Origin of the sequence: Nostoc mirabile CHAB5784, assembly GCF_020829645.1 — a bacterium.
Classification (GTDB): Bacteria; Cyanobacteriota; Cyanobacteriia; order Cyanobacteriales; family Nostocaceae; genus Nostoc; species Nostoc mirabile.
The window spans coordinates 1-16,311 of the sequence record NZ_JAIVFS010000093.1 but is presented as its reverse complement, the minus strand read 5'-3'; the positions used below and the strand labels follow the sequence as shown (position 1 = coordinate 16,311).

Genomic DNA, 16,311 nt, shown 5'->3' with positions numbered 1-16,311 from the left:
GTATGCGAAAAACTACCATTTTTACTCTTGCGTTGCTATCCCTGGCAATCCTACCAGCAATGGCACAAACACAGACGGGATTAGGGCAGGTTTGGACTGATTTTAAATCATATTCTATAGATATGGGAAAATACTTTCAAAATAATCTGAGCGAAAACTTAAACCCTGTAGAAGCAGAGAGTCGAAATGCTCTTGATAGTTCCAAGGGAGATACAGAATTGAAGATACCTAACCCCGTCGCTGCGGGACAAAAGGTTCGTGATAACGTTATCAACGAATCTTATCGTTCACAGTCTAGAGGAAGCCGCTTTGAAAATAATGCAGCAATACGGGGAAATTTAGTTAATATTGAACTCAATCGTTTTATTACCCGTGGAGCCGCAGAAGCTATTCTTGGTAAAGATGGACAAAATCGGACACAAGTAAAGTTAGAAAATACTGAAGAAACACTAGAAAATATTGCCGGTTCTGCCGGACAGTTAGAGGCGGCGAAAAGCACATATACTCAAAACATTCAGACTGCTCTTTCTACTCTTCCTGGAGGTTCTGGAGGTCCTAATGCTGGAAATAGTGCAATTGTCAGGGCTATTTTGAATTTAGCACAATTAATAGGTGTTACTCAATTACAAACTATTAGAATTCAAGAGGCACAATCACAATTTCTAGGTGAAACATTTGCTCAGACAATACAAACAAATCAGTCTTTACAATATTCTAATTTAAATTTGGCAAACATTTCTCAACAGGCAGAAGAGGCGAATCGCGCTCGGAGAGTAGATTCATCTACAGAAGCGGCGCGACTTTTACGAGCTACTTCTCAACTAGATTTGTTTGGCAGAGAGGCGTTGGATAAATGCGGGATGAATTTGCGGTTAAAACCATTGGAAATTCGTGATAAATTATTGTGCGAAGTTATCCCCTAATTCAGCAACACTGACAGAGAAAAAGTTGGGAAGTAGGATTTTAGGATAAAAAAACTCTAATTTTCCATATATTTTTTAAAATCCTTAAGAGCTTGCTTGAAAAGTGCTTGGCTGTGATTTTAGGCATTTATTGATCCCCTATAACCCCCTTAAAAAGGGGGGTAAATAAACTCTAAGAGCAAGCCTTTTAAGGCTTGTCGTTACCCACATCTTTTCAATCACTAGCTTCGTTGCTATCCCGCTTAGGAATAAATTCCAAAGCTAATAGCTAAAGTCCTCTCAAGAGGACTAAATACAATATTTTAAGCGATGTAGATGGCTAGACCTTGTGAAAGCGAAAATTTCAGTCCACTTAAGTGGACTTGAGCTATTAGCCCAGAACTTAAGTTCTGGGCAGGATGTGAGTAAGTGCTACACTTTTACTGTTACAAAAAAATGTTGCTAACAGCCCATCAACTCAAAATGCAACTTGCTATTCAACTAATTTTTGCCCAACTAGGCCGCCAAGTAGGCATTGATGACGTTCTCGATAATGGTGCAGTAACTTCTCTAAGTATTGCCAACGGTTGGAATAAACAATGGCTGGATTTATTACAAACTACCACCAGTAATAACTTGTATGGAGCGCTGACAAATCTGGGTATTTTTTTTGCGGTAGGAACCCTGTTATTTTTTATGATACAATTCCTCAAAGACTTAATATCCTACGAATATAGTCGTCCAATATCAGCTTTAATCTGGCCTTTTGTGGTGGTGATTCTCTTAAGTAATTCAGGCAATGGAAGTATCCTTTCTAATCTGACACTGGGATTACGGGGTACTTTAAACACTGTGAATCAGCAAATATTGGTAACAGCAGATGCCAATAAAATCTATCAGCAAGCACTGAATATGAGTGTTGCTGAAGAAGTAACTGGTTCTTTTCTGCGTCCTTGCCAATCGCTAACTGGCACTCAACAAAGTCAATGCTTTGTCAGCGCTGCCGATAAAATCAACATTCTCTTGCAGAAATATAGAAATACATACAGAAATCAAAACTGGATAATTAGACTACAAACTAGGGTAGATGATATTAGATATAGCAAAGGCTTTGTATCAGAAACCTCATTTAATTCTTTGTTAGGTTCTACAGTCCAAACAAGCATCAAAAACTTTTTAATTTCCTTACAATATGCGTTTCAAAATCTGATAGAAGCTACTATGTTGCTGATAGCACTTTTAGGGCCAATAGCTGTAGGTGGATCTTTACTACCTGTAGCTGGTAAACCAATTTTTGCATGGCTGACCGGATTTTTATCTATTGGAATCGCAAAAATTTCATTCAATGTTATTGCTGTGGTGACTGCCGCAGTTATTGTAAATGGGCCAGGTCAAAATGTTAGTGCTGATCCAGATTTAATGTGGTTCATAATTTTTCTGGGAATTTTAGCACCAATTTTATCGTTACTTGTGGCTGGTGCTGGCGGTTTTGCAGTGTTCAGCGCTATCAGCAATACGGCTTCTTTAGTAAGGGAGAGAATATAAATTCAAAATTCAAAATTCAAAATGAATAAAATTTTGATAAGTGTCGTAACCGCTGAATTGTATGCAAATTGTAATTAATATCAAGGTTATTTCATTATCATCTAGCCCGCCTCAGAATGAATTCTGAGTCTAATAGCGAAAGTCATCTAAAGATGACTGAGCAAAGGTTCTAGTCCGTTTTAACGGACTTTAGCTATTAGCCTAGAACTTTAGTTATGGGCGGTTTATGTATAAAATAAAATAGCCCTATAATTAATATATAATAGCTGAAGTTTTCTGCAAAAGAGGTGAGTAAATGGTGCGTTTACTGGGAAAAAGACAAAGAACGACGGCAAGTGTTTTGACAATTTTTGCGATCGCAACCTTCAGTTTACATATATTAGTTTTATTTTTATTCTTATTACAAGGGCTAAATATTCGCCAACTCAGTGTGAGGAAACCTCCCAACTTTGTGCAATTAATAGACGGTAAACCAGTAGCTAATATCGATGATTTAGCAAGAGAACCAGAAGCAATTCGTCAATTCATCAGCAAAACGATGATATCAATGTTTAGCTGGTCTGGAACCTTACCACCACAAAATATCGAAGAAGTTGCAAACCCCAAACCAGATTTAGGAATTCTTATTCAAACACCTCAAGGGAGTAGTCAAAAAGTTAGTACCAGCAGTTGGATAGCTAGTTTTGCCTTATCCGAAGACTTTCGCAAAGGTTTCTTAAGCACAGTTGCAGAAATGACACCGACAGAAGTTTTCTCTGAAAATCCTAACCTAGTTATGACATCACAATTAGTTATTAAGCGGGTTGATCCGCCAAAACAAATTGCACCAGGTAAGTGGCGAGTGGGTATGGTAGCCGATTTAATTCAAAAAAACCGAGTTGGTGGTGCAAGACTCATAACTCCTTTTAACAAAGATTTACTTGTACGTGCAGCAGATTATTTCGGTAATCCCCAAGGCGACAATGGCACAGACTTGCAAAAAGCAATTTATAGTGTCCGCGCTGATAGATTAGAAATTTATGAAATTCGTAACTTATGTTTGCTAGATCGCAACAACAGCCTTAACGATGATAAATTTATACAATGCGGAGCTGGACAAACATCTGATAGCTTTATCAGATGAGTAGGTGGGGAGAGACGCGATTAATCGCGTCTGTACTGGGCTTGCCGTGAGCGTAGCCGAACGGGAGTGGGGAATCAGCTTTTTCGAGTTGTAGGGAGTTTTTTTAAAAATCAAATAAGAGGATGTTTGAAAAGTCCTTTTATTGGTATCAAAAGTTTTAGATGCTCCTAAATCCCCCTTAAAAAGGGGGACTTTAACTCCGGTTCCCCCCTTTTTAAGGGGGGGTAGGGGGGATCTAAAAGTACCTAAAGTCACAGTGAAACACTTTTCAAACAACCTCTAAGACCTAAATAAGTCCTATAGATTTCTAATTCACTAAGTCAATTTATATAATTATTAATGCAATTACTCAAACCAGAAAATAGGAAAAATAACCCATTGCCACTGTTAGCAGTAGGAACATTTGGGTTACATGTATTTACCTTACTTTTACTACTATTTCACGGGTCTATGTTACAACAATTAGGTCGGCAACTTACACCTCAAAGTTTAGTGCAACTTGTTGATGGTCGCACTATAACCGTAGACCCCCAACCAAATTTAGAGCGACAGCCAGAGGCTATTCGGCGGTTTGTGGGTGAAACTATGAGCTTAATGCTTACCTCGTCAGAACAACAGCCGCCAACGCAAGTCTGGGAAATTACTTCCCAACTGGTAGCTGATAATTTTAAAGAAAAACTTAAGTCAGAAATTACCAATTTAAATCCAGATAGCCAATTTGAAAATGTTAATAGAGGAGCAGAGAATGTACTAGTAATCCAAAAAATATCTCAACCTACAGAAATAGGTAAAGGTAATGGACAGTGGAAAGTTGAGATGTATGCTAATCAACTAGTTTTTAGCGGTTATGACAGGTTAGGAAAATCAACTTCGTTTAATAAACAAATTTTAGTTAGAGCAATAGATGAACCCGCAACTTCCCTACCAAATGCAGCATTACCATTGCAGTTCGCAGCTTACCGCCTTGGTGAAGCCAGATTAGAAATTTATAATGTATGTGATATCAAAGATAAAAATTGTTCTGGAAATCCCAACCAAGCTTTACCATGACTAAATACTCAATTCCTACGGAAACACCTGCTCAAAATGGATTTACTCTAACTACCGATGCTCACCAACAAGATGTAGAATCTTTTGATTGGGAATCAGATAAGTTAAGGGAATTTGGCCTTGAAGAAGAATCTTCTTCTACCGATACCCAAGGATCAGAAGACTCTGCAACACCGCAAGAGTCGCTTTCTCAACCACAAGAAGTTCAGACTAAGCAACCCCTCTCATCTAATCCCTTTGCCAAGTTAGGCTTGGTAGGGGCCGCCACCTTTGCGATCGTTTTGGTGGGTGGTGTGTTTTTGTCCCAGTTGATGAGTACCAGTTCAAAGCCAAAAGAGATTGTTTCTCCACAAGTGCCTGAGCAGCCAACTGATGAATCTACCTCTCAACAGCTAGAAGGTGAAGTAGATACTCTGAAAACGAAATTAGCCCTGACTGAACAAGCAGAGATGGTGAAAGCCGCCCAACAACAACTCAGAACTGCCAAATCAACGCCTACAGTAGCTTTAAAAGAACCGTCAGTATCTTCCAGAGGCACAGAAAGAGTGATCCCAACACCCCCACCACCAACAGCTTACGTGCCTCGAACAGTGACAGTTGAGCGCATCGTTAGAGTACCTGCTTCTCAACCTGTGCGATCGCCCCAACTACCAGTTGTGAAGCCAAACACCCAACCTCAGACTGTAGTCAATATAACTCCACAATCTCCACCAAGCGTATTTGAAGAGTGGAGAAGGTTAGCAAAATTAGGTAGCTACGGTCAAGTAAATGCTACCAGTCAACCTACTAACATCGCAGCTGCTCCTGAACCTGCAAACAATCCGCAGCCGCAGGAACAGACACCCCCACCGGAAACTCCTGCTCCTGCGGTGAGCCAAGCGCAACCCTTGGGACAAAAATCCTTAGCAGTAGGGACTAGTGCTAAAGCTGTGTTAGCAACAGCAATATTTGGGGAAACTACTACTAGGTCAGGCGGTGGTGATGAAACAAGCCAAGCGAAAAATGTATTTGTGATCCGATTGCAAGACGCCCTAAAAGCTAAGGATGGTACTACCGTTATACCTGCAAACACCGAATTCCTAGCTGAAATTAGTTCCATTAACGAACAAGGTCTTTTGCAGATGAACGTAACTAAACTTATCTCGCAAAATGATGGCAACCTTACCGAACAAAGCTTACCCAACAATGCAATTATTGTTCGCGGTAGCCAAGGTAAACCTTTAGTAGCAAGTAAATATCCCGATCCAAGTTCGTCCATAGCATCAATGGATCTAGGATCATTCGTTTTGGGAGGTCTTGGTAAAGCAGCAGAGTTAATAAATCGCCCTGATACCAAAATCGTGCCATATACTATAAGAACTAGCGACCCCACAGACAGCAACCCGGATCGCGTCAGCACCACTACTGGCCTTATTAGTGAGACTGAGAACAGACGCGACCTTGCAGCTGCGGTCTTAGAAGGTGGTCTTAGGGAGTCTTTAGTACCCCAAATTGCCCAACGTAATCAACAGGCGATCGCCCAAATGTCACAACCAACTAATATTTGGTATATGAAAGCTGGCACAACTGTTGAACTATACGTTAATCAACCAATCTAGTTTTAGCAGGTAGGATTTATACCAATTTTAGATTTTTGATTGGGTAATGGTAATTGGTAATTAGTTTTCATTCTATCTTTCCCATATTCTCCTGTTCTATCTACCAATCTCCCAATTTGCAACCATGAAAAATAAACCTAATTTGTCAGGAAATACCCCACGTAATTCTTATTTCCTACCTATAGCTTCCTTAATTTTCTCGGTTGCTATGTTCTTGTTGGTAGGCCGCGCTGTTGCTAATAACGCTGTTCTGCGTTCCATATTTTCCTGTCAAGCACAGGGTTTAGGAGGAGCGATACCTACCATCGACGTTTGGTATCAACAAGGAACAAACTTAAGCTTTATTCCGGCTGGAGAAGTAATTAAAAAAGTTTGGTTAAACGATCCATCACAGGTAACTATAGACTTTGATGGGCCAGTATGTATGCAGTTTGGTCAAGACTCTAATAGTAATGCAGGAGATTGTAAAAACTCCGCAGCGAATGTAATTCAACTCAGACGAATTCAAAAACTGAATATTCCTGGGCTTCCTCCCACTAGCAATACACTTTTAACAGTTGTTACTGAAGGGCAAGGTAGAAATAAGTTGTATACTTTTCGTGTGATATATAAAACAGATAACCCTGAATATCACACTTTAGCAGTTTTTGCCGATCCTTCTGGTCAGGAAGGAGCTTGTGCTAAAGTTCCACAATAACAATTCAAAATTCAAAATTCAAAATTCAAAATTGAAGAGAGTTTCAGACGTTCGCGTAGCGTCTCGTAGAGAAGAGAAGTGCCTTGCGCGGGTTCCCCGCGTTGTGGCAACTTCGGGGGATTTAAACCCCGACTGAAACTGAACTATGTGTAATGGTTGGGGTCTTAAACCCTTTTATTTACGATAAATTTCTAGCAAAAGTAGCCGACAGCGAAGACGACTGAAGTTTACCTCTATAAAAAGCGCTGAAGCCTACGTATGTCTGCATTGTGGCTTTTCAAAAGCCTTGCTCTAATTCCCTCCTTTTTAAGGCTTGTTATTACCCACATCTTTTCAATCTTCAATCACTTGCTTCGTTGCTATCCCGCTTAGGAATAAATTCCAAAGCTAATAGCTAAAGTCCTCTCAAGAGGACTAAATACAAGATTTTAAGCGATGTAAATGGCTGGACTTTGTGAAAGCGAAAATTTCAGTCCACTTAAGTGGACTTGAGCTATTAGCCCAGAACTTAAGTTCTGGGCGGGATGTGGGTCAGTGCTACACTTGACTGTTACAAAAAAATGTTGGTAATTACAAGCCTTTTTAAGGAAAGCCAGCGCCGTCTTAAAAAAATTTCAATCGAATTGAAAAACGCTATAACTCAACTGGTTTAACTGACTCAGGCATTTTCAGCCTATATCTTTATAAATCTTCAGATAAAAACTAACCACAAATTCCAAATCCGTGTAAATATAAAGAAAAGCTTAAGAGGTTACAGACTCATGGTCACTGCCAAAATGATGCAACAGCTTTGGGCTGTAATCGAGTCTACCCAGGTCAGCACCCTGCTCCAGTTTGACGATGCTGCTTTAGTACAAGTGCTTCTCCAGCAGTTAAAAGCGAAGCAGTCTATTGATCCCCAGGCAGATAGCAGCCTTAATACTTATATAAAATCTAAACTGCCCCTGATTCGTGATACAGCTGAAGGTCGATTATCCTTCGGGCAAGGCGGCAATCATTAGTACGAGAAATCAAATGATTCCTCACCGCCAAGCATACGCTCAGAGTTCAAACAGTTGAATATTATGAATCACTGGCTAGTAATTGCCCTAGTAGCTTATCTAATTGGAGCAGCGATTGAAGGGGTGACTACAGCCAGTCAGCTATCTCATTCAGTCCCAGAATTAGCTAAAAGCACACAAGCTCACCCTTCAGATTCTGCCACTGAGTCTAGTTCGACTTGGCGAGTTGTGGCCGCCATCGCCTCAGTAAGTATATGTGGAGCTTTTTTGTGGCCTTGCCGCCTTTTCCACCGTTTAATTAAAGGCAAAGTTAGTCATTAGTCATTAGTCATTAGTCAAAATAATTCGTAATTTATAATACTTCGGCTACGCCCTTACTTCGACGCCGCTCAGTACAAGTCGGCTACGCTCTCCCAAGGCTCAGTACAAGTTCGTAATTCGTAATTATTACCTCACGACTGAAGTCGCTTGCTCTGAAATAAGGAATAAATTTATTTGTCTCCATAAACTTTAGTTAGTTGCTCTGTACCTTTAATTACGAATTACGAATTACGAATTAGTAATTATTTGGTCATTTGTCATTAGTCCAAGAGATACCACGTTCACCTAACAGCTTGCTCAGGGCATCGCTTGGGGCGAGGTATGTACTAAAAACTCATTATGTAGTTTGTTCTGGTGTCGCTACATTTTGCCCAATTTTTGGCTCCGTTCCCGCCAGCAGTCGTTCAATATTAGTGCGATGGCGCAAAATTACATATAATCCACCGGCAATCCCAAACAGAATATAGGGTAACGGTTGATGCAAAATTACCATGAAAATGGAAACTGCGATCGCACCTGCAATTGAACTCAAAGAGACAATCCGCGATATCGCCACGACGATGGCAAACACACCAGCTGTTGCTAAACCTACCTGCCAACTCATTGCCAACAAAATCCCCAGGCTGATAGCAACGGATTTACCACCAGTAAAGCCTAAAAAAATTGATTTACTATGTCCCAGGATGGCAGCTAACCCAGCTAAGGTTACTACGCACGGTTGCCACACTTGTGCATCTACCTTTGGGGGGATATAATTTTGAATTGGGTTAAAATTGAATAACCAGTAAACTAGAGCGATCGCTAATACTCCCTTTAAGGCATCAAGTACTAAAACGAATGCTCCTGGCCCTTTCCCCAAGGTTCTTAGTACATTAGTTGCTCCAGTGGAACCTGAACCAACTTCCCGAATATCAATACCTTTTAACTGCTTCACAGCAATGTACCCAGTGGGAAAAGAACCCAGCAGGTAAGCTATGACAATAATTGTCCCGCACAGAGTTAACCAAATAGCCATAATAAAATTCAAAATTCAAAATTTAAAAAAGTCAAGAGTAATACCTCTTGACCAATGACTAATGACTAATACTTCGACTAGCAAGAGTACAAGTGACTAATGACTAATTTAAAAGTCATCATCATAGTTTCTCACGGTTTTGGGGTCAGGAGCAAAAGCTAACCATAGGGGAAATTGCAGCAGTGACAGACTGATTTGCTCCTCTGAATCGTCAATAATAATTAAGGGCAGTTGATTGGCTTTCGTCAATCGGTCTGCTTTCTGAGCCAGAGCATCAGACGCTTCAAATAATACCACACCCCGGTCTGGGCCGAAATCTGGGCGACCGATTCCCAGACAGTCTTGCAAGCCGCGCCGCCATTCACCTAATCGCTCCGGTGTATTAGCTAAGACTAAAGTACGGACGCGATCGCCATACAGCTTGTGTAATATCGAAATTGCGGCAGAGGCAATCAAAATATTTTGTAAGCGGCTACCCATTGTCCGCAAACCACCCCGTCCCCCTTGGGTAAAAAACCAGTTAGAGACTCGTTCTGCGTGGATTGGCTCAAAGGTACGGCGTAGTTGCCACGGTGGGCCGTAGTAATCGGGTTTATTGCGATATTGGTCAATTAAGCGGCGAATTTGCTTAGTAGTATCTTGAAACTGCTGTTGGGCAAATTGAGGTATTCCAGGTTGGGGTTCAACTGGTTTAGCCTCTTTTTCTTTTACAGATGGTTTTTCTCGTTCCACCACACTTGGCGTTAGTTGCAACTGTTCAGCAGCAACGGCCAAATCCTGTAAGCTACCCGTGAGATAGTCTTTAAAACCCTGCACCCGAATTGCCAAGTCTTGGGATGTACCAGCAAAAGTGGTTCGCATCTCGTTGCGGATACGTTCTTGTCGGCGTTCTAGTTGTTCTACAGAAATTTGCAGGGTTTGTTTGCGTTGTTCTAACTGCACCAGTGACTCTTGCACAAGTCGTCCCAATGATGTCTGAGTTTCACCCACTTGTGCCTGAAGGTTTTTGTAAAAAGCTTGCAGCTTGGCTATTTCTTCCTTGAGAGCAGCTTCAGCGCTCTGCAACTCTGCTACTCGCTGCTCTGCTTCTGCATATAATGAATGGTTTTCTGATCCCAGTGCGGTATTTTCCGGTTCCGACTGCGCTACAAACTCGCCATTTGAATTTTCTGTTAGCTCTAGTGTAGAATCTACCACTTCTGCATTGGAAATGAGTGGCTCAAAAGCTGTGTAGTCTTCTGACGAGCTAACGGCTCCTGTTTCTCCCACTGACTCAACAGATGGATTGAGTGGATGTTCAACTGCATTGTTCTGTTCTTGTTTTTCTGCCAACCGCTCATCAATTGGTTCTGGGGTTTGAGATGCCTCTGGGTTCATAAACAATAGTGTAATTCCTATGACGCGAATAAATAGCTTTCAGAAATATTACAATCGACCTGCCATAAAAGTCCTGAGTTATGAGTGCTGAGTTATGAGTCTAGATCGAAACGACTCAGCACAGATCGAACTCAAGACTAAATACGCGGACAACGTTGTTCTAAGCAAGTTTTCAAGGTATTGGGATCAAATAAAATCGGCAAAAAGTGAATACTTTTAATTTCTTTAAAGTAAAACAGGATGGGGACTCCATTCCAGAAGATCCGCCAGTTTTGCCATTCCTGGTAGGGAAAGCGCCGAATCAATTTTTCGCCTCTGTAAATATCTAAGTCGGTGACGGTAAATTGCAAACGCAGCGTTAACGCCTGAAACATGAGAAATAAACCAAACAGTGTAAAAACGGAGCCTACCCACGGTTGTACCAACAGTAGTGGAATAGCGGCAATCACCAACACTATAGGTAGATTGTAACTAGGCTTGAGTTCCACAGTTGATGTGGAGTTAGGAGCAAATGAACTGGTCACAGTCTTAAATCCTGCTTTATTTACTAGGCATCTTTCTCTCCTATTCATTTTAGGAGTCAGGAGTCAGGAGTTAGAAGTTAAGAGTTAGGAGTGAGGAGTTTTAACTGATAACTCCTGTAGAGACGCGATTAATCGCGTCTCTACAGGACAGACGCGATTAATCGCGTCTCTACTCCTAACTCCTCACTTTTACATCCCTAAGAATGCACTGCCAGTCCCCTGAAACATTAACCAAGAAAGAAAAAAGTTGCTAACAAATATAATTAGCAAGGCAGTCACAACAGCAGTTGTGGTTGACTGTCCTACACCTTTTGCTCCTCCTGTTGTCGTCAACCCCCAACTGCAACCAATTACGGCGATTAAAATGCCAAAGCAACACGCCTTAATCATGGCGCTAACAATATCCCAGATACCAAGAAAGTTACGGGCTGAGTCTAGAAATACCGTATCAGACAGGTTGTAGATATTTGTTGCAATTATTAATCCCCCAAACATCCCTGTGACCAAAGACAGGAGGGTTAAAATTGGTAGCATTAAACAGCAAGCAAGGACGCGGGGAATAACCAGATAATCGATTGGATCTGTTTTCAACATCAACATGGCATCGATTTGTTCTGTGACTCGCATGGTACCGATTTCGGCTGCAAAGGCAGAACCGACTCGCCCAGCCAAAATCACTGCTGTCAACACGGGAGAGAGTTCTCGTGTCAACGCGACAGAAAGCACTCCGCCGATAATGTTTCCTGCGCCAAAGTTGATAAATTCCCGCGCCACCTGAATGGTAAACACTGCGCCAACGAAAATAGCCGTCAATAGGGCAATAAATAAGGAATCTGGCCCAACTGCTGCCATTTGTTGCAAGGTGTTGCGCCGATGGATTTTGCCCCTCAATAGGTGAACTAGTACTTGCCCACCCAGAAAAATCGCCGCCAGCAGCCGCTGACTCCATTCTCCTAAACTGGATTTGGATGTAGTCTGGTTCAATGTTCTGTAGCTAACTCGGTGACTGCCTTAAGAATAGCGGAAGTCATTGGGATAGGGAATGGGGAATGGGGCATGGGAAAGAGGAGGCAGAAGGCAGAAGTTCTAAAATGTTTGAATTTTGAATTTTGAATTTTGAATTGATTTCTTCCCCACTCCCCACTCCCCACGGCGCTGAATATTAACTTAGATTAAAGATGCTCTCAGAAAATGAAGCTGTTATTAAAGGTGCTGCAAACCAATAAATAGGTGCTAACCTTGGCTATAACCTTGATTGTGCAAAGGTTTTGTAGATTAAAATCCTTTTTTAGTTCCCCAGCATGTGCTGTAACTGGTAGCCGTTTATTTTAATGAAAACTTAAGATTTTTGACAAATTGGCTGGTCAGGAGCGATCGCACGTATTGTAGAAAATGACGAACTGCTATCTAGCTCTTGTCATCTCTATTCACGGAGTTTGTCTTAAATGACTATTTTCACTAACTTTCTCCGCTCCCTACTACTGACAATCATTTTTAGTTTTGTCGCTCCCATGCTACTTGTTGGCGGCGGATTGTTCCTTTTACCCCTCATCGGTTACTTCCCCGGTTTACAAGAGTTAACTGAGGCGATCGCTACTCAGATTATGCATTTTCTCGCCACCTTTGGCAGTGGAACTCCTCTACGTGGATTATTTGTGATTAGTTTGACCTGTAGTTTCGTCGGGGCACTGTTTGATATGTACGTTTATTATCGGTGTCAAATTTTACGAATTGATTCATAAGCAGTAAAAATAGCTTCGTCAGTTGCTCATGGGTTGTACAAAATAGGGAAAAGTGATATTCCCAAAACTGAAAGTACTACTGGTATTAAGCTAAATAGGGATTAGTGTTGCTGAATGAATTTTATTAATTAAATTGAGTGCCGGAGTTATTGATTAAATATTTATTATTCTTTAGTTATTAGTTATTAATTACTGACAACTAGTACAGGTGCGCGACCCTATTAAACCAATCCTCAAAAAGCCAAAAAGCTAAAATACCAAGGGTTGTAGGATTTTAATTCCGCAAAACAGCTAAAATAGTCTGTGCTAAATCATCATGCTGAACGCTAAACTAGAGTTTGGTATTTTGTGTTAGCTGCATTGAAGGACTTGATTAGCATTTATCGAGAATATCAAATAAAACTCACTGTAAAATATAAAAATTTCCTTAAAATCCTGATGCTCCAATGCCTGCTCATGTTTCTTAACAGAGCAAAAGAGGTCGTCTGACCGTTGGGCATCTTATATTGAGTTTATTACGAGGTATGTTGACAGCTCATGATTTGGCCGTTTAAGCCCAAGTTTAGAAAACAAATTGCGCGGATTGAAATTACTGGTGCGATCGCCGGTGCTACTCGCAAACGCGTCCTAGAAGCTCTGAAAACTGTAGAAGAAAAAAAGTTTCCGGCATTATTGCTCCGTATCGATAGCCCTGGCGGTACAGTCGGAGATTCTCAAGAAATCTACAGCGCCCTGAAGCGTTTGCGCGAAAAAATCAAAATCGTCGCTAGCTTTGGTAATATCTCGGCTTCTGGAGGAGTCTACATCGGCATGGGAGCCGAACACATCGTAGCTAACCCAGGTACGATTACGGGTAGTATTGGTGTGATTTTGCGTGGGAATAACTTGGAACGCCTGCTAGAAAAAATCGGTGTTTCCTTTCAAGTAATTAAGTCTGGCCCTTACAAAGACATTTTGTCTTTCGACCGGCAACTGACTCAACCAGAAGAAAACATCCTGCAAGAGTTGATTGACACAAGTTATCAGCAGTTTGTGCAAACGGTAGCTGATGGCCGTTCTTTAACAGTAGAAGCTGTGAAAAGTTTCGCTGATGGCCGGATTTTTACTGGACAGCAAGCCCTAGAATTGGGTGTTGTAGATCGCCTGGGCACAGAAGAAGATGCCCGTCGCTGGACAGCAGAACTGATCGGTCTTGATCCAGAAAAAACTCTCTGTTATACCCTAGAAGAACGTAAACCCTTATTGAGTCGCCTTCTGCCAGGAAGTCGTCAAGTTTCATCAGGAATTCGATCTGGAATTGATTGGCTCGAATTTGAAATGTCTACTAGTGGTTTACCCTTGTGGTTATATCGACCCTAATATGAGTTAGGAGGAGCCAGTGCGGTCTTGGGGTTTCCCCAAGTGGAGCAACTGGCGTTTAGGAGTGAGGAGTTAGGAGTTAAAACTCTCAATTTCTCACTCTTAACTCCTAACCCCTAACTTTTTTCTTTTAAGGAGGATTTGGGCGTGGAGTGGCAAATGCGGGCTATTCGCGGAGCAACAACCGTTTCAGAAAATACCGTTGAGGCAATGCTAGAGGTAGTGACGGAACTACTAGATGAACTAGAAAACCGGAATCAATTCCAGCCGAGGGACATGATTAGTGTGACTTTCTCAGTGACACGGGATTTGGATGCTATTTTTCCAGCTGCGATCGCTAGAGCGCGTCCTGGTTGGGATAATGTGGCCATGTTGGATGTGCAGCAAATGCACGTCCAAGGCAGCTTACAGCGCTGCATTCGGTTCCTAATCCACGCTTATCTGCCAGCCTCCGCCTCAATTCATCATATCTATTTACGCAACGCCGCTAGCTTGCGTCCCGACTGGAGTTTACCCCAGACTTTGCAAGCATCACAGCAAGCAGTTAAGTCAAAAGTGTAAAATAATTACATATAATTACGCAAAAATCACGTAAAAAAGTATAAAACAAGCTATTAGGTAGGTGACGCTGCTCAACCTACTATTATTAGCGAGAGAACTTTATTAGCTTTTTGCAGTGATTTTATTGTGAATAAGCGATTGCCCTTCAACTGTTATCCACATTTTTTAAATCGTTCTCCTGTTCCTCAATTTCCTTTCTCCAGAGCAAACATCAAAGCTTGTTTGATTTTGAGTAATGTTTCATCTGGCAGTTCGCCCAGTTTACGCTCCAGTCTTGCAGTAGGGATTGAACCTAGACCTTGAACATTAGCGACAGAGCCTTGTCGTAAAAACCGCAATGCAGGCAGTTCAACTTCGTATGCGCTACCCCGATTTTGCGTAGTTATTGGTACATAGAGAACCAAAGCACGCGGGGGAGTGGGGTCATACCGAGACACAACGACAACAGGACGCGTCTTGGCTGCAAGTCCTAAATCGACCAGCCACACTTCACCAGGTTTCGGGTTCATCAATCAAATCCAACACTTCTTGTTCAACGACTCTGGAACGAAGAATATCTAGAGCATCTTGGTCTGCCAGTTCAATAATCTCTGCAAGGCATTGCCGCACTTGTTGAGCAATGTCAGGTTGCCATTGACGTAGTTTTGTGTCAAGTTCTTGGACTAAAGCATCCATTTCAAGTTCCCATAATCAAGATGTCGTATTTGCTTCTATGTTAAGGTATTTGCCAGAAAGCTAACTTTGAATAGGGTAATTATGGAACAGCAAACTTTTGAAGGAACGTGGGAAGAGATTCTCCTGCCTGCTTCTTATCAGTTATCAGTTATCAGTTAAGAATTTGATTGTCAATTGGGAGTCAGAGTCCCCCACAACTAAGCAAGTGGTGTTTGAAGTCGCTTTCAAAATTTGAGCACTTAAACCGTGATAACTGATAACTGTTGACTGTTCACTGTTTTAATTGCTAGAACCCTTGATTTTTAAAGCTCTTTCGGGAATGAAACAGCCCTGCTCTTTAAGAGGGGTTAGGGGGGATCAACAAGTGCCTAAAATCACAACTAACTACTTTTCAAACAACCTCTTAGACACAGCCAATATTGCAAGTGACATTAATGTGCGTGTGATCGCCAGATGTTGAGCGATCGCACAGGGTAATGAGACGTTTAAACTTTTGTCCCCACGTCCATCATCTGACGCGATCGCTTCCCGAATAAGATAAATTTTACTGCTTGCTAAATTCATATAAAAGACATTTGAAACAGAAATCAATCGCTTGAGTTTACCTTAGCTAGTTTATTTACAATCAAATCCCAATCTAGTGATGCCTGCGGCGGGCTGCGCCTACGCACCCTCTGCGATGGCATTGCTACTAATATCAATTTACATTGAAGCTGCATAGAAAAGAGCTTCGAGAATAAAATCATAAGAAGTTAAAGATATAACACGTTCCGATGTGATTGTACTGAAAAGCTCGTTTAGGCGATCGCGAAGTTCTTCAA

At 41.5% G+C, this 16,311-nt stretch carries 18 protein-coding genes; 11 read left to right on the top strand and 7 right to left on the bottom strand.

Annotated features, from left to right (window positions below):
- The first annotated feature begins 2 nt into the window (after positions 1–2).
- From LC653_RS34995 to LC653_RS34960, 8 genes are all read left to right on the top strand, one after another.
- Complete coding sequence (locus tag LC653_RS34995) at positions 3–923, top strand: hypothetical protein (protein ID WP_229499478.1); 921 nt, start codon at positions 3–5, stop codon at positions 921–923.
- A gap of 462 nt (positions 924–1,385) precedes the next feature.
- Positions 1,386–2,447: a hypothetical protein gene (locus LC653_RS34990; protein WP_229499500.1), complete on the top strand. Its 1,062-nt coding sequence runs from the start codon at positions 1,386–1,388 to the stop codon at positions 2,445–2,447.
- 295 nt (positions 2,448–2,742) lie between these two features.
- Positions 2,743–3,570, top strand: coding sequence for a hypothetical protein (locus tag LC653_RS34985; RefSeq protein WP_229499477.1), 828 nt, complete (start codon positions 2,743–2,745; stop codon positions 3,568–3,570).
- A 339-nt stretch (positions 3,571–3,909) separates the two neighbouring features.
- Positions 3,910–4,620 (top strand): hypothetical protein, encoded by a 711-nt coding sequence (locus tag LC653_RS34980; RefSeq protein ID WP_229499476.1) that lies wholly within the window; start codon positions 3,910–3,912, stop codon positions 4,618–4,620.
- The gene (locus tag LC653_RS34975; RefSeq protein ID WP_229499475.1) at positions 4,617–6,218 is read left to right on the top strand and encodes a TrbI/VirB10 family protein; all 1,602 of its coding nucleotides are present in this window, start codon (positions 4,617–4,619) and stop codon (positions 6,216–6,218) included. Before LC653_RS34980 ends, LC653_RS34975 begins: the two co-directional genes overlap by 4 nt.
- 124 nt (positions 6,219–6,342) lie before the next feature.
- On the top strand, positions 6,343–6,915 hold the full coding sequence (locus tag LC653_RS34970) for a hypothetical protein (protein WP_229499473.1): 573 nt from the start codon (positions 6,343–6,345) through the stop codon (positions 6,913–6,915).
- A gap of 761 nt (positions 6,916–7,676) precedes the next feature.
- Positions 7,677–7,916 (top strand): hypothetical protein, encoded by a 240-nt coding sequence (locus LC653_RS34965; RefSeq protein ID WP_229482956.1) that lies wholly within the window; start codon positions 7,677–7,679, stop codon positions 7,914–7,916.
- A 63-nt stretch (positions 7,917–7,979) separates the two neighbouring features.
- Positions 7,980–8,237: a hypothetical protein gene (locus LC653_RS34960; protein ID WP_229499471.1), complete on the top strand. Its 258-nt coding sequence runs from the start codon at positions 7,980–7,982 to the stop codon at positions 8,235–8,237.
- Positions 8,238–8,574: 337 nt separating this feature from the next.
- On the opposite strand, the gene plsY is transcribed toward LC653_RS34960, so the two are convergent.
- From plsY to LC653_RS34940, 4 genes are all read right to left on the bottom strand, one after another.
- On the bottom strand, positions 8,575–9,252 hold the full coding sequence (gene plsY / locus LC653_RS34955) for a glycerol-3-phosphate 1-O-acyltransferase PlsY (RefSeq protein WP_229499469.1): 678 nt from the start codon (positions 9,250–9,252) through the stop codon (positions 8,575–8,577).
- 108 nt (positions 9,253–9,360) lie between these two features.
- Positions 9,361–10,629, bottom strand: coding sequence for a DUF3086 domain-containing protein (locus LC653_RS34950; RefSeq protein WP_229499467.1), 1,269 nt, complete (start codon positions 10,627–10,629; stop codon positions 9,361–9,363).
- A 137-nt stretch (positions 10,630–10,766) separates the two neighbouring features.
- Positions 10,767–11,201, bottom strand: coding sequence for a DUF3119 family protein (locus LC653_RS34945; protein ID WP_229499465.1), 435 nt, complete (start codon positions 11,199–11,201; stop codon positions 10,767–10,769).
- A 141-nt stretch (positions 11,202–11,342) separates the two neighbouring features.
- Complete coding sequence (locus tag LC653_RS34940) at positions 11,343–12,137, bottom strand: MlaE family lipid ABC transporter permease subunit (RefSeq protein ID WP_100899995.1); 795 nt, start codon at positions 12,135–12,137, stop codon at positions 11,343–11,345.
- A gap of 461 nt (positions 12,138–12,598) precedes the next feature.
- On the opposite strand from LC653_RS34940, the gene LC653_RS34935 reads away from it, so the two are divergent.
- From LC653_RS34935 to aroH, 3 genes are all read left to right on the top strand, one after another.
- A complete protein-coding gene (locus LC653_RS34935) occupies positions 12,599–12,895 on the top strand; it encodes a hypothetical protein (RefSeq protein ID WP_100899994.1) in 297 nt (98 codons plus the stop codon).
- A gap of 537 nt (positions 12,896–13,432) precedes the next feature.
- Positions 13,433–14,254: a signal peptide peptidase SppA gene (sppA, locus tag LC653_RS34930; RefSeq protein WP_229499464.1), complete on the top strand. Its 822-nt coding sequence runs from the start codon at positions 13,433–13,435 to the stop codon at positions 14,252–14,254.
- A 159-nt stretch (positions 14,255–14,413) separates the two neighbouring features.
- Positions 14,414–14,815 (top strand): chorismate mutase, encoded by a 402-nt coding sequence (aroH, locus tag LC653_RS34925; RefSeq protein ID WP_229499463.1) that lies wholly within the window; start codon positions 14,414–14,416, stop codon positions 14,813–14,815.
- Between the two features lie 185 nt (positions 14,816–15,000).
- Here the strand turns inward: aroH and LC653_RS34920 are convergent, their stop codons facing one another.
- The 3 genes from LC653_RS34920 to LC653_RS34910 form a co-directional block, all read right to left on the bottom strand.
- Entirely contained in the window at positions 15,001–15,324 is a 324-nt protein-coding gene (locus LC653_RS34920) for a type II toxin-antitoxin system PemK/MazF family toxin (RefSeq protein WP_229499462.1), read from the bottom strand.
- A complete protein-coding gene (locus tag LC653_RS34915; protein WP_229460353.1) occupies positions 15,305–15,490 on the bottom strand; it encodes a hypothetical protein in 186 nt (61 codons plus the stop codon). The genes LC653_RS34920 and LC653_RS34915 overlap by 20 nt, the downstream gene beginning before the upstream one ends.
- A gap of 384 nt (positions 15,491–15,874) precedes the next feature.
- Positions 15,875–16,054, bottom strand: coding sequence for a hypothetical protein (locus LC653_RS34910; protein ID WP_229499460.1), 180 nt, complete (start codon positions 16,052–16,054; stop codon positions 15,875–15,877).
- Positions 16,055–16,311 lie beyond the last annotated feature (257 nt).